Source organism: Amycolatopsis sp. WAC 04169 (genome assembly GCF_003947535.1).
Lineage (GTDB): Bacteria > Actinomycetota > Actinomycetes > Mycobacteriales > Pseudonocardiaceae > Amycolatopsis > Amycolatopsis keratiniphila.
This window is the reverse complement of sequence record NZ_QHJI01000004.1, coordinates 645719-657314: the sequence shown is the minus strand read 5'-3', so window position 1 is coordinate 657314 and position 11596 is coordinate 645719. Positions and strand designations below refer to the sequence as shown.

The 11596-nt window shown below is 70.1% G+C and carries 17 protein-coding genes; 6 read left to right on the top strand and 11 right to left on the bottom strand.

Annotated elements, in window-relative coordinates; genetic code table 11:
- Nucleotides 1-36: 36 nt before the first annotated feature.
- Nucleotides 37-498, bottom strand: a complete 462-nt coding sequence (gene soxR / locus DMC61_RS12110) for a redox-sensitive transcriptional activator SoxR (protein ID WP_016335982.1) — start codon at nt 496-498, stop codon at nt 37-39.
- 52 nt (nt 499-550) lie between these two features.
- Between soxR and DMC61_RS12105 the strand changes: the two genes are divergently transcribed.
- Genes DMC61_RS12105 through DMC61_RS12095 form a run of 3 tightly spaced genes read left to right on the top strand, consistent with a single transcriptional unit; the run spans nt 551 to nt 2577 of the window.
- Entirely contained in the window at nt 551-1243 is a 693-nt protein-coding gene (locus DMC61_RS12105) for a transketolase (protein WP_125689285.1), read from the top strand.
- A 4-nt stretch (nt 1244-1247) separates the two neighbouring features.
- Complete coding sequence (locus DMC61_RS12100; protein ID WP_125689283.1) at nt 1248-2138, top strand: transketolase family protein; 891 nt, start codon at nt 1248-1250, stop codon at nt 2136-2138.
- A gap of 10 nt (nt 2139-2148) precedes the next feature.
- The gene (locus DMC61_RS12095; protein WP_125689281.1) at nt 2149-2577 is read left to right on the top strand and encodes an NUDIX hydrolase; all 429 of its coding nucleotides are present in this window, start codon (nt 2149-2151) and stop codon (nt 2575-2577) included.
- Here the strand turns inward: DMC61_RS12095 and DMC61_RS12090 are convergent.
- From DMC61_RS12090 to DMC61_RS12080, 3 genes are all read right to left on the bottom strand, one after another.
- Nucleotides 2563-3231, bottom strand: coding sequence for an NIPSNAP family protein (locus DMC61_RS12090; protein ID WP_125689279.1), 669 nt, complete (start codon nt 3229-3231; stop codon nt 2563-2565). The genes DMC61_RS12095 and DMC61_RS12090 overlap by 15 nt on opposite strands.
- A 44-nt stretch (nt 3232-3275) precedes the next feature.
- The gene (locus DMC61_RS12085) at nt 3276-4448 is read right to left on the bottom strand and encodes an acyl-CoA dehydrogenase family protein (protein ID WP_125689277.1); all 1173 of its coding nucleotides are present in this window, start codon (nt 4446-4448) and stop codon (nt 3276-3278) included.
- A 70-nt stretch (nt 4449-4518) separates the two neighbouring features.
- Nucleotides 4519-4698, bottom strand: coding sequence for a hypothetical protein (locus DMC61_RS12080; RefSeq protein ID WP_038510342.1), 180 nt, complete (start codon nt 4696-4698; stop codon nt 4519-4521).
- A gap of 135 nt (nt 4699-4833) precedes the next feature.
- Here DMC61_RS12080 and hisH point away from each other — a divergent pair, with 135 nt between their 5' ends.
- From hisH to DMC61_RS12065, 3 genes are all read left to right on the top strand, one after another.
- A complete protein-coding gene (hisH, locus tag DMC61_RS12075; RefSeq protein WP_125689441.1) occupies nt 4834-5457 on the top strand; it encodes an imidazole glycerol phosphate synthase subunit HisH in 624 nt (207 codons plus the stop codon).
- A gap of 9 nt (nt 5458-5466) precedes the next feature.
- On the top strand, nt 5467-6204 hold the full coding sequence (gene priA, locus DMC61_RS12070; RefSeq protein WP_007029948.1) for a bifunctional 1-(5-phosphoribosyl)-5-((5-phosphoribosylamino)methylideneamino)imidazole-4-carboxamide isomerase/phosphoribosylanthranilate isomerase PriA: 738 nt from the start codon (nt 5467-5469) through the stop codon (nt 6202-6204).
- Nucleotides 6205-6284: 80 nt separating this feature from the next.
- The gene (locus tag DMC61_RS12065; protein WP_125689276.1) at nt 6285-6641 is read left to right on the top strand and encodes a DUF1330 domain-containing protein; all 357 of its coding nucleotides are present in this window, start codon (nt 6285-6287) and stop codon (nt 6639-6641) included.
- Here the strand turns inward: DMC61_RS12065 and DMC61_RS12060 are convergent.
- Genes DMC61_RS12060 through DMC61_RS12030 form a run of 7 tightly spaced genes read right to left on the bottom strand, consistent with a single transcriptional unit; the run spans nt 6625 to nt 11540 of the window.
- A complete protein-coding gene (locus DMC61_RS12060; protein ID WP_125689274.1) occupies nt 6625-7011 on the bottom strand; it encodes a PPOX class F420-dependent oxidoreductase in 387 nt (128 codons plus the stop codon). The two genes, DMC61_RS12065 and DMC61_RS12060, sit on opposite strands and share 17 nt — an antisense overlap.
- A 9-nt stretch (nt 7012-7020) precedes the next feature.
- Nucleotides 7021-7755, bottom strand: coding sequence for an ABC transporter permease (locus DMC61_RS12055; RefSeq protein WP_125689272.1), 735 nt, complete (start codon nt 7753-7755; stop codon nt 7021-7023).
- Complete coding sequence (locus DMC61_RS12050) at nt 7752-8477, bottom strand: ABC transporter ATP-binding protein (protein ID WP_125689270.1); 726 nt, start codon at nt 8475-8477, stop codon at nt 7752-7754. Before DMC61_RS12050 ends, DMC61_RS12055 begins: the two co-directional genes overlap by 4 nt.
- Nucleotides 8478-8526: 49 nt before the next feature.
- Nucleotides 8527-9087, bottom strand: a complete 561-nt coding sequence (locus DMC61_RS12045; protein ID WP_125689268.1) for a putative glycolipid-binding domain-containing protein — start codon at nt 9085-9087, stop codon at nt 8527-8529.
- A complete protein-coding gene (locus DMC61_RS12040; protein ID WP_125689266.1) occupies nt 9084-10007 on the bottom strand; it encodes an NADP-dependent oxidoreductase in 924 nt (307 codons plus the stop codon). The genes DMC61_RS12045 and DMC61_RS12040 overlap by 4 nt, the downstream gene beginning before the upstream one ends.
- A gap of 28 nt (nt 10008-10035) precedes the next feature.
- A complete protein-coding gene (locus tag DMC61_RS12035) occupies nt 10036-11034 on the bottom strand; it encodes a hypothetical protein (protein ID WP_125689264.1) in 999 nt (332 codons plus the stop codon).
- The gene (locus DMC61_RS12030; RefSeq protein WP_016335966.1) at nt 11031-11540 is read right to left on the bottom strand and encodes an RNA polymerase sigma factor; all 510 of its coding nucleotides are present in this window, start codon (nt 11538-11540) and stop codon (nt 11031-11033) included. Before DMC61_RS12030 ends, DMC61_RS12035 begins: the two co-directional genes overlap by 4 nt.
- Nucleotides 11541-11596 lie beyond the last annotated feature (56 nt).

Below are 11596 nucleotides of genomic sequence, written 5' to 3'. Positions count from 1 at the left end.
AGTGACCCACATCCGGCCCCCGCGTGGCAACGGAATTCAGATGCCGCCCTCGGAAGCCGGGCGCAGTTTGCCCGCGCCGGGGCCGAACCGGGACATCTGGTCGTCGGCGTTGTAGAGCCCGCAGCTGCGCAGGGAAAGGCAACCGCAGCCGACGCAGCCGGTCAGCCTGTCGCGCAGGCGCTGCAACGCGTCGATCCGCGCGTCGAGCTCGTCCTGCCAGCCCCGTGAGAGGCGGGCCCAGTCGGCCTTGGTGGGGGCGTGGTCCTTGGGTAGGGTCTCCAGTGCCGAGCTGATGTCGTCCAGGCTGAGGCCGACCCGTTGCGCGGCGCGGATGAAGGCGATCCGGCGCAGCACCGAACGCGAGTACCGCCGCTGGTTGCCCGCGGAGCGCTCGGAGCTGATCAGCCCTTTGTCCTCGTAGAAACGCAAAGCCGTATGGGGCACGCCGCTGCGGTCGGCGACCTGCCCGATGCTCAGGTGTTCAGCCAGTCTCGTCACGTCGCCAGGCTAGCCTTGACTTCGACCTAAGTCGAGGTTGCAACCTCGGTTCATGACCACTGACATCAAGACCGGCTACGAGGATCTGCCGCGGCTGATCTCGCTGATGACCGGGGACGAGAAGCATCAAGCCGCCGCCGAGTCCACTGTGGACGTATTGTGGGTGCTCTACGACCGTGTGCTCGACATCACCCCGGAGAACGTCCGCGAGCCCGGCCGCGACCGTTTCCTGCTGTCGAAGGGCCACGGCCCGATGGCCTATTACGCGGTGCTGGCGAAGAAGGGCTTCATCCACGAGGAGGAACTCGCCGACTGGACTTCGGCCGAGTCCCGGCTCGGCCACCATCCGGACCGGGCGCGGCTGCCCGTGGCCGAGATCTCCAGCGGTTCGCTCGGGCACGGCCTCCCGCTGGCCATCGGCACGGTGTTCGGCCTGCGCGCCAAGGGATTCCGTGACGCCAAGGTCGTCACCCTCGTCGGCGACGCGGAACTGGACGAGGGCTCCAACCAAGAGGCCATCGCGGTCGCCGGCCGCATCGGCATGCCGCAGCTGACCGCCGTCGTCGTCGACAACTCCTCGGCCACGCACGGCTGGCCCGGCGGGATCGCGCGCCGGTTCGAGGTCGAGGGCTGGACCACGCGCACCGTCGACGGCCGCGATCACGACGCCCTCCACGATGCCTTCACCACCCCCCACCCGGACCGGCCGCTGGCCGTGGTCGCGACCGTCGAGCGAAAGGCCTGAAACCGTGAACATGCGTGAAACGTTCCTGGAAGCCGCCGCCGAAGTACTCGACACCGACCCGAACGTCGCCGTCGTGCTCGCCGACATCTCCGCGGCACAACTCGCCTTCGCCGCGAGGAAACACCCCGACCGGGTGCTCAACGTCGGCATCCGCGAACAACTGATGATGAGCACCGCGGGCGGGCTGGCGCTGGCCGGGATGCGCCCGATCGTCCACACGTTCTCGTCGTTCCTCGTGGAGCGGGCCTTCGAGCAGGTCAAACTCGACCTCGGGCACCAGGACGTCGGCGCCGTGCTGGTGTCCTCGGGCGCCTCCTACGACATGCCGACCGCCGGGCGCACGCATCAGGCGCCCGGGGACGTCGCCCTCATCGACACGCTGCCGGGCTGGACCGTGCACGTGCCGGGACACCCCGAGGAAGCACGGCGGCTGCTGCTCGAATCCATCCCCGGCACCGGGCGCGTCTATCTCCGGCTCTCCGCGCAGGAGAACGCGAAAGCGCACCTGGGCGCGGGGCTCCAGACGCTGCGCGAAGGCACGCGAGGAGTGGTGGTGGCCGTCGGGCCGATGCTCGACAGGGTGCTGGAAGCGACCGCCGACCTCGGCGTCACCGTGCTGTACACCTCGACGATCCGGCCGTTCGACGCCGCTGGGCTGCGCTCGGCCGTCGATGCGGCGGGCAGCACCGACGTCGTCCTGGTCGAGCCCTACCTCGCGGGGACCTCGGCGCACGCGGTGGCGGACGCCTTGTCCGGAACGCCGCACCGGCTGCTTTCCCTCGGCGTCCGCCGCGACGCGGAGGTCCGGATCTACGGCGAAATGGCCGACCACGACCTCGCGCACGGTCTCGACGCCGGCTCGATCGCCTTGTCGGTCAAGGAATTCCTCCGCTAGCGTCACCGGGATGACGAAGATCCGCCCGCTCGCGCTCGGGGTCATCCGCCGCGGTGAAGACCTTCTCGTGTTCGAAGGCCGTGATCACACCAAAGGCGTGACCTACCACCGGCCGCTCGGCGGCGGGATCGAGTTCGGTGAGACCGCCGCCGAGGCGCTGCACCGCGAATTCCAGGAGGAACTCGCGGCGGAGCTGACCTCGGTCGAGCAGATCGCCGTGCTGGAGAACGTGTTCACCTTCGAAGGCAGGCCGGGGCACGAGATCGTGTTCCTGTTCACCGCCGACCTCATCGACAAGACGTTCTACGAGCGCGACGAGGTCGGCGTCGTCCTCGACGACGGCGCACGCGTGCACTGGCTGCCGATGGCCGACGTGGCGAGCGGCAAGGCGATCCTCTACCCGGACGGACTCGCGGACCTCCTTTCAGCGCAGGACTGAGCGCGCGGTCGGGGCCAGTTCCAGTTGCTGCCAAGGGCGTTCGAGCTTGTCCGCGAGTTCCGCGCCCACCCCGGCGAGGACTTCCCGGTGCTCTTCGGCGGGCTTCGAGAACCAGACGAACACCGTCTCGTCCTCCCGCACGGGAAGCCGGGGGAAGGTGTTCTCCGCCGGCTCCGTTTCGAAGTGGCCGAACGTGTCCACACCGGAATCCCGCAGCCTGGGGGCCACGGTGTCCGCGAAGTACGCGGAGAACTCCTTGACCGGGACGGCCGGATGGCACACCGTCGCGAGCACCCGGGAATCCCCACCGCCGCCGGGAGCGGGGAAGCCGGGCCCGGACGGGCGCAGCAGGAGGACGTCCGAAGCGTCGATCATCGTCTCGTTCGCCGCCGGGCCGTGCGCACGCCAAACCGGCCCGCCGTAGAACGCCTCGAGCGCGGCCCGCCTGGTGGCCATGTCCCGGAAACCGCGCAGCCACACGAACTTGTCCGGCTCCGCCGGTTCGCGGAAGAGGCCGAACAAGCGCATGCCGCAGGCTTCCTGGCTCTCCACGAACTCGCGCTCGAAGAGCTCGATCAGCTCGTCCCGGCGGCCGGGGTGCAGGGTGTACCGGCGCAGCTCGACGACGGACTGGAACTCCGGGGAATCGATCATGTGCGGACCATAGAGGCCCGCACCGACAATTTCCGGCGGACGGCTCAGCGGAAGGCGGCCAGCCCGGTGACCGACTGGCCGAGCGAAAGCGCGTGCATCTCCTCTGTGCCCTCGTAGGTCAGCACGGTCTCCAGGTTCGACATGTGCCGCATCACCGGGTACTCCAGCGAGATCCCGTTGGCGCCGAGCATGCCGCGCGCGGTCCTGGCGACCTCCAGCGCGGAGCGGACGTTGGCGAGCTTGCCGAAGCTGACGTGGTTGTGGTGCAGCGTCCCGGCGTCCTTGAGCCGCCCGATCCGCAGCGCGACCAGCCCGGCGCGGTTGACCTCGACGACGAGGTCGGCGAGCTTGCGCTGGGTGAGCTGGAAACCGGCCAGTGGTTTGCCGAACTGTTCCCGGCTCAGCGTGTATTCCAGCGCGGACTCGTAGCAGGAACGGGCGGCGCCGACGACGCCGAACAGGATCCCGTAGCGCGCCTCGTTCAGGCAGGACAGCGGCCCGCGCAGCCCCCTGACCTCGGGGAACGCCGCCGAATCCGGCAGGCGGACGCCGTCGAGCACGAGTTCCGCGGTCAGCGAGGCCCGCAGCGAAAGCTTGTGCTTGACCTCGTTCGCGGTGAAGCCCGGCGTGTTCGTGGGGACGACGAAGCCGCGCACGCCCTCGTCGGTCTGCGCCCAGACGACCGCGACGTCGGCCACGGTTCCGTTGGTGATCCACATCTTCGTGCCGCTCAGCACCCAGTCGGAGCCGTCGCGCACCGCGCGCGTCCGCATGCTGCCGGGGTCGCTGCCGGCGTCCGGTTCGGTCAGGCCGAAGCAGCCGAGCGCCTCACCGGCGGCCATCCGCGGCAGCCACTCCTGCTTCTGCTCTTCGGTGCCCCATTTGTGGATCGCGTACATCGCCAGCGAACCCTGCACCGAGACGAAGCTGCGCAGCCCGGAATCGACCGCCTCCAGCTCGCGGCAGGCGATGCCGTAGGCGACGGCGCTGGTCCCGGCGCAGCCGTAACCCTCGAGGTGCATGCCGAGCAGGCCGAGCTGCCCGAACCCCTTGGCGAGCTCGGCGGCGGGCAAGGCGCCCGATTCGTACCATTCGGCGATGTTCGGCAGCAGCTGGTCCTGCGCGTAGGAGCGCACGGCGTCCCGCATGGCCCGGTCCTCGGCGGAGAGCTCGGCGTCGAGATCGAGGAAGTCGCGCGGATCCGGGCTGCTGCTCATGCGTCACTCCTGGTCGGCTCGGTGGGCACCTTCCCAAGAAGAAAACCACACACTGGACCGGAGTCGGGTGTCAGCGATCGCGCCATCCGGTGGTCTTCGTCACCTGAACCGATGCCGTGGCCGTCCGGGCCGGGGCGGAGCGCCGCTTCTGCGCCGGGATCAGCAGCTCCGCGAAGGTAGGGAAAGGCACGCTGTCGATGTCCTCGCGCCACGCGCTGAGCAGGCGGGTCAGGTCGTCGGCGTCCTGCATCGTTCCTCCATAAGTGCAGGGCGGTCCTGCGCCGGCCTTTCACTCGGAGTCGCTATTACCCAGAAGAGTGAAGGTCGAAACAGGGAATCCGGGAAAAATCCGGTCCGCTAGCCTGGACGGGTGGCTACTCCTCGCGTGGTGATCCTGGACTACGGGTCCGGCAATCTCCGGTCCGCCGAACGCGCCGTCGAGCGCGCCGGCGCCGACGTCGAGGTCACCGCCGACCCGCATGCCGCGCTCGAGGCGGACGGCCTGGTCGTCCCCGGTGTCGGCGCCTTCTCCGCCTGTATGGAGGGGCTGCGGTCGGTGTCGGGGGAGAAGATCATCGGCAAGCGCCTCGCCGGCGGCCGCCCCGTGCTGGGCATCTGCGTCGGCATGCAGATCCTGTTCGAACGCGGCGTCGAGCACGGCGTGGAGGCCGAAGGCGCCGGTGAGTGGCCGGGCACGGTCGACCGGCTGGAGGCCGACGTCCTCCCCCACATGGGGTGGAACACCGTCCGCGCGCCCGAGGATTCGCGGCTTTTCGCCGGGCTCGACGCGGACACACGGTTCTATTTCGTGCACTCCTACGCCGCGCGGACCTGGGATCTGGACTCCGGCCTCGCCGGGCAGCAACCCAAGGTGACCTGGGCGAACCACGGCCAGGACTTCGTCGCCGCCGTCGAGAACGGGCCGCTGTGGGCGACCCAGTTCCACCCGGAGAAGTCCGGGGACGCGGGTGCGCACCTGCTGCGCAACTGGCTCCAGACCCTGTCTTAGAGTGGGCGCGTGACTTTCACGCTCCTTCCCGCCGTTGATGTGGCCGATGGCCAGGCCGTGCGACTCGTCCAGGGCGAGGCCGGCACCGAGACCTCCTATGGCAGCCCGCTGGAGGCGGCGCTCGCCTGGCAGCGCGACGGGGCGGAATGGATCCATCTGGTGGATCTCGACGCCGCGTTCGGCAAGGGCTCCAACCGCGAACTGCTCGCCGACGTCGTGGCGAAGCTCGACGTCCAGGTGGAGCTGTCCGGCGGCATCCGCGACGACGCCTCGCTGGAGGCCGCGCTGGCCACCGGCGCCCGCCGGGTCAACCTCGGCACGGCGGCGCTGGAGGACCCGGAGTGGACCGCGAAGGTCGTCTCCTCCTACGGCGACCGTGTCGCCATCGGGCTGGACGTGCGCATCACCGAGGCCGGGCACCGGCTGTCCGCCCGCGGCTGGACGCAGGACGGCGGTGACCTCTGGGAGGTCCTCGACCGGCTCGACCGCGACGGCGCGCAGCGCTACGTCGTCACCGACGTGAGCAAAGACGGCACGCTCCAGGGCCCGAACATCGACCTGCTCCGCGAGGTCGCCGCGCGTACCGACGCGCCGGTCATCGCCTCCGGCGGCGTGTCCAGTGTGGACGATCTCCGCGCCCTGGCCGCGCTGGCCCGCGACGGTGTCGAGGGTTCCATCGTCGGCAAGGCGCTCTACGCCGGCGCGTTCACCCTGCCCGAGGCGCTCGCGGCCGTCGCGGAGTTCTGAGCTTTACCTCCGGGGTAATCGACGCCACGCGCCCGCTCGGTCAGGATTCCTTCCAGGACAACGAAACCTGGGAGGACATCATGACCGCGTACGGAATCGCCCACCTTCGCCCCACCGGTGCTCCGAGCGAAGAGGTGCTCGAATACCTGGAGCGGATCCAGGACACGCTCGACCCCTTCGGCGGCAAGTTCCTCGTGCACGGGAACGAGATCGAGGTCGTCGAAGGGGAGTGGCCGGGAGCGCTGGTGATGATCGGCTTCCCGAGCCTCGACGTGGCCCGCGAGTGGTACGCGTCGGCCGCCTACCAGGAGATCCTGCACCTGCGGGCGGACCACATCCCGGGCGATCTGATCCTGGTGGACGGCTGCGGGCCGGACCACGACTCGGCGGCGATGGCGGCGGAGCTGCGGGCGGCTCAGCTCACCCGGCCAGCTTGATCGCGATCCCCACGGTCCGGTCCTTCGGCCCCCGCAGCCTGCTGAAGAACATCGTGACCCGGCCGGTGATCCCGTACTTCCGCGCGATCACCTTGCGCACCCGTTCGGTCTCGTCGAGGTCCAGCAGCCGCGCCTCGCCCGCGACGACGTCGCCGTGGGTCTTGTTGCCCCGGAAGTCGCAGGCCTGGACCTCGACCCGCCCGCTGTTGCGGATGCGCTTGACCTTGCCCGCCTTCCGCTCGGACCAGAGCACCAGTTCGCCGCCGTCGCCCGCCGCCCAGACCGGCGTCGGCACCGGGGTGCCGTTCTTGCGGAAGGTGGTCAGGACGACGTACTTCTCGGCGGCGATCCGCTCGAACTCCGATCCCATGTCGAAAGTCTAGGCCGTCCGCCTCCGCAAGGTCGCCGCGCCGAGGACCAGCGCCGCCAGGGCACACGCCCCGACGATGATCAGATTCCGGATCAGCGTCGCGTCCACGGTGCCCGACGTGGTGACGCGGGAGAGGGCTTCGACGGCGTACGAAAGCGGCATCACGTTCGACAGCCAGTTCAGGAGCCAGCCCATCTCCCCGCGCGGCACGAACAGGCCGCACAGCAGGATCTGCGGCAGCACGAACAGCGGCATGAACTGCACCGCCTGGAACTCCGTCCGCGCGAACGCGCTCACGAAGAGGCCGAGCGCCATCCCGAGAAGCGCGTCGAGGACGGCGATGAGCAGCAGCATCCCGATCGAGCCCGCGATGTCGAGGCCCAGCCAGGCGAGCGACACCCCGGCGGCGACGCCGACCTGCACGATCGCGATCGAGCCGAACGCGAGCGCGTAGCCGAAGAGCAGGTCCATCCTGCCGATCGGCAGGGTCATCAGCCGTTCCAGGGTGGCGGTGGTGCGCTCGCGCAGTGTCGTGATCGAGGTGATCAGGAACATGATCAGGAACGGGAAGACACCGAGCAACGCCGGGGCGACGCGGCTGAACACCGCTTCGGAGTTGAAGACGAAGCGCAGCAGCACCATCAGCAGCGACGGGACGACGATCAGCATCGCGACGGTGCGTGGATCGTGCCGGAGCTGCAGGAGGATGCGGCGGGCCGTGGCCAGGGTCAAGGCGGGGTTCATGACGGGCTCACCTCGGTCTCGCGGACCAGCCGCAGGAACGCCTGCTCCAGATCGGTCGTACCGGTGCGCTCGCGCAGCCCGGCCGGCGTGTCGTCGGCGAGGATCCGGCCTTCGCGCATGAGCAGCAGACGGTCGCAGCGCGCGGCCTCGTCCATGACGTGGCTGGACACGAGCAGCGTCGCCCCGCCCTCGGCGAGACGGCGGAACAGGGCCCAGAGCTCGTCGCGGAGCACGGGATCCAGGCCGACGGTCGGCTCGTCGAGGACGAGCAGTTCGGGCTTCCCGAGCAGCGCGACGGCGAGGTTGGCCCGGCTGTGCTGGCCGCCCGACAGGGCGCCGACGAGCTTGCCCGCGTGCTCGGCGAGCCCGACCTCGCCGATCACTCTGTCCACATCGGACACCGGCGCGCGGAGCACGGAAGCGAAGTAGCGCAACGCTTCCGTGATGGTGAGGTCGGCGTAGATGGCCGGGTTCTGGGTGGCGTAGCCGATCAAGCGCCGCAGCGGCGGGCTGCCCGCGGGGTGGCCGAGCACGGTGACCTCGCCCGCGGCGACGATCTGCACGCCGACGATCGAGCGCATCAGCGTCGTCTTGCCGCAGCCACTGGGGCCGAGCAGGCCGGTGATCCGGCCGCGCGGCGTCGCGAAACCGATGTCCCTGACGACCTCCCGGCCGCCGCGGACGACCCGCAGGCCGGTCACGGAGATCGCAGAATTAGTCATGCGTTTAATTCTGCGCCCGTTGAGAAGCGAGAGTCAAGGGGTGCGGGGTTCAGGACAGCCGCACGGCGATGCCCGGGTAGTCGTGCACCAGCAGGTGCCGGTCGTAGCGCAGCACGCAGGAGAAATCGAAGACCGGTGCGGTATAGGCGAAATCGCGGTCACCGATCCGCTCGTAGCGCTGCTCGAGCCGCTCCACGGCGAGGTCGCCGGCCCGGACGTACACGGCGGGCGCCCCGGCGGCGGCACCTGGCGCCAGGCCGAGCCGGTGCACCGGCAGCGTGTTCGTCATCGACGACGACTCGAGGTCCACGTCGAAACAGCCGTCGAGCCGCGGATCCGTGACCCCGTCCACCCGCCATCGTCCGTCGCCGCCGGATTCGAGCACCGTGCGCCGGGCGCCGCCCGCCGACCGGCCCGAGATCTCCGCCGACCGCGTATGCCAGCCGGCGTCGACGGTGATCACGTACTCGACGAACCAGGATTCGCCGTCCTCGACGGCCGTCGTGGCCCCGCTGATCCTCCAGCCGCCTTCGTGTTCTTGGAAGAACGCGACCTCGAGCCCGGTCCTCGCGTCCCGATGCAGCCAGCTCGCCGTCGCGGGAAGGCTCACGGGACCAGGACGAGCTTGCCCCGGACGTGGCCCGCTTCGCTCTCGTCCTGGGCCGCGGCCGCTTCGGAGAGCGGGTAGACACGGGCGATCGGCAGGTCGAGCTTGCCTTCTGCGGCGAGCGCGGCGCCTTCGGCCAGCGAGCCGGGCACCTGCTCGGCCGGGGAGCCCGAGGTGAAGCGGACGCCGTGCTCGGCAGCGTCCGGCGCGGCGATGGTGATGACCCGCTTCGGGCCACCCGTCAGCTCGACGAGGGTGGCCAGCGAGCCACGCCCGGAGGCGTCGAAGGACGCGTCGACGCCCTGGGGCGCGACGTCGCGTACGCGTTCGGCAAGTCCTTCGCCGTACTGGACCGGGACGGCGCCCAGCGAGCGCAGGTACTCGTGGTTCCCTTCGCTCGCGGTGCCCACCACGGTCAGCCCGCGCGCGACGGCGAGCTGCACGGCGATGGTGCCGACGCCACCCGCGGCGCCGTCGATGAGCAGGGTCTCGCCCTCTTCGAGGTCCAGCAGGTTGAGGGCGCGATAGGCGGTGTTGACGACAGCGGGCAGCGCGGCGGCCAGTTCCCACGAAAGCGAATCGGGCTTGGGGATCAGGCGCGCGGGATCCGCGAGGACGTACTCCGCGTATCCGCCCGCTCCGGAGCCGAGCACCTCGTCACCGGCCGCGAAACCGGACACGCCCTCGCCGATCGCGTCGATCACGCCGGCGATGTCGCCACCGGGGACGGCCGGGAACTCCGTCGGGAACGCGTCGGCCATCAGCCCGGAGCGGATCTTCCAGTCGATCGGGTTCACGCCCGCGGCCCTGACGGCGACCCGCACCTGGCCGGGGCCCGGCTCGGGCAGCTCCCGCTCGAGGACGCGAAGGACCCCGGAGTCGCCGTATTCGGTGAACGCGATGGAGCGGTAGCTGTCCGTCATGCCGTCGACAACCCGCGCCCCTCCGTCCCTATTCCGGTGCCTTCCCGAACCAGCCGAAATCGCCGGGGATCAGCTGGATGTCGTTCGCGATATCGAGCAGGGTGGCCTGGTCCCGTTTGCCGGACACGGTGAGCCAGCGCCCGCCTTCCACCTGGACGGCGACCGTTTCGTCCTCGTGCCCGAGCCGCCCGGTCCGTTTCGGCAGGAAGAAGCCGTCGAGACCCCTGACCTTGAGCGGCACGGGCGCGGCGTCGCCCGAGTCCGGCCGTTCGGCGCGGAGCGACGCCCTGACGACCGCCGCCGCGGTGGGTTGCCCGGCACGGGTCGCTTCGAGTTCCGTCGCGCCCCCGCCGACGGTCATGAACAGGTTCACCCCGCACAGCTCCAGGTCGGCGGGCAACCGGCCGAACCGCAGTTCGCCCGAAACCCGGGCACGGTCGTCCCGCACCATTTCGTCCGCGATCCGCTGACCGACGTCGCGCGGGTTCTTCACCCCGATCAACGTCAAGCTCAGCAGGTACGTGTCGTCGGGCGACCAGGTCAGCATCGTCCCGTCGCCGTAGACCTCCGCGACCATCCCGACGCGGCCGTGCACGATGATCTGGTTCGGCGCGGGCGCGATCGTCCAGGGTCCGCGCCGGTCGTCCAGCGGTGTGGTGGTCAGCTGCACCTGCCCGGTCGCGCCGCTGCTCCACGTCCTGGTCTGCGGTCCGGGATAGGCCTTCGCGCTCCGGGTCAGCTCCTTGAAGCCGTCGGGCAACCAGCCGGGCTTGTACGGCAGTACCGTCCAGTCGGCGTTTCGCGGGGAGGCGGGGGTGACCGTGGTGTAGGCCCGCAGGCCCAGCGGGACGGCGAGCGCGATGATCGCGACCGCCGCCGCGACCAGGGCCAAGGCCATCGTCGGACGGTTCGACGGCCGTTGGGCCAGCACCTCGCGAATCTCGGCCCCGTCGGGCGCCCGCGTCGCCAGATGTTCGAGGCTCTCCCGGATCAGGTCCTCGGTGTGCTCATCACTCAGTCGGGTCATTTGCGGGCTCCCGTGGGCTGCACGGACGGGGACGGCCCGGTTTCCCGCAGCGTCGCGAGCGCGCGCGAGATCTGGCTGCGCACGGTCGACGTCGCGCAGCGGAGCACCGCGGCGATCTCCTCGTCGGAGTAGTTCTCGTAGTAGCGGAGCACGATCGCGGCGCGTTGTTTGCGCGGGAGCTTCGCGAGCCGGTCCAGCATCGCGTCGCGTTCGTCGTACTCGATGGAGTGATCGGAGACCGGCGGGCTCACCAGGTCGAGCACTTCCGGCGACGACGGTGTCACCCGGCGGACCGCCAGCCGCCTCCGCCACGAGAGGTACTCGTTGGTCACCATCCGGCGGACGTAGGTCGGTGGCGAGTCGATCTTCGGCCAGCGTTGCTGAGCACGCAGCAGCACCTCCTGGACGATGTCCTGCGCCAGATACGGATCGTCGGTCAGGACGGTCGCGTAGCGCAGGAGCCCGTCCAGGCGATCCGCGACGAACTCGTCGAAGGTCGCAGGCACGTGTCCCCCTCAGCCGGTGGTCTCCCTCTCAAGACGCGCGAGACCACCCGGCTGAT

Excerpts from the sequence above, each read along its gene's own strand:
- DMC61_RS12105 (WP_125689285.1), top strand. The coding sequence starts at position 551 with ATGACCACTGACATCAAGACCGGCTACGAGGATCTGCCGCGGCTGATC.
- DMC61_RS12095 (WP_125689281.1), top strand. The coding sequence starts at position 2,149 with ATGACGAAGATCCGCCCGCTCGCGCTCGGGGTCATCCGCCGCGGTGAA.
- DMC61_RS12090 (WP_125689279.1), bottom strand. The coding sequence starts at position 3,231 with ATGATCGATTCCCCGGAGTTCCAGTCCGTCGTCGAGCTGCGCCGGTAC.
- DMC61_RS12085 (WP_125689277.1), bottom strand. The coding sequence starts at position 4,448 with ATGAGCAGCAGCCCGGATCCGCGCGACTTCCTCGATCTCGACGCCGAG.
- DMC61_RS12080 (WP_038510342.1), bottom strand. The coding sequence starts at position 4,698 with ATGCAGGACGCCGACGACCTGACCCGCCTGCTCAGCGCGTGGCGCGAG.
- DMC61_RS12065 (WP_125689276.1), top strand. The coding sequence starts at position 6,285 with ATGACCGCGTACGGAATCGCCCACCTTCGCCCCACCGGTGCTCCGAGC.
- DMC61_RS12060 (WP_125689274.1), bottom strand. The coding sequence starts at position 7,011 with ATGGGATCGGAGTTCGAGCGGATCGCCGCCGAGAAGTACGTCGTCCTG.
- DMC61_RS12055 (WP_125689272.1), bottom strand. The coding sequence starts at position 7,755 with ATGAACCCCGCCTTGACCCTGGCCACGGCCCGCCGCATCCTCCTGCAG.
- DMC61_RS12050 (WP_125689270.1), bottom strand. The coding sequence starts at position 8,477 with ATGACTAATTCTGCGATCTCCGTGACCGGCCTGCGGGTCGTCCGCGGC.
- DMC61_RS12040 (WP_125689266.1), bottom strand. The coding sequence starts at position 10,007 with ATGACGGACAGCTACCGCTCCATCGCGTTCACCGAATACGGCGACTCC.
- DMC61_RS12035 (WP_125689264.1), bottom strand. The coding sequence starts at position 11,034 with ATGACCCGACTGAGTGATGAGCACACCGAGGACCTGATCCGGGAGAGC.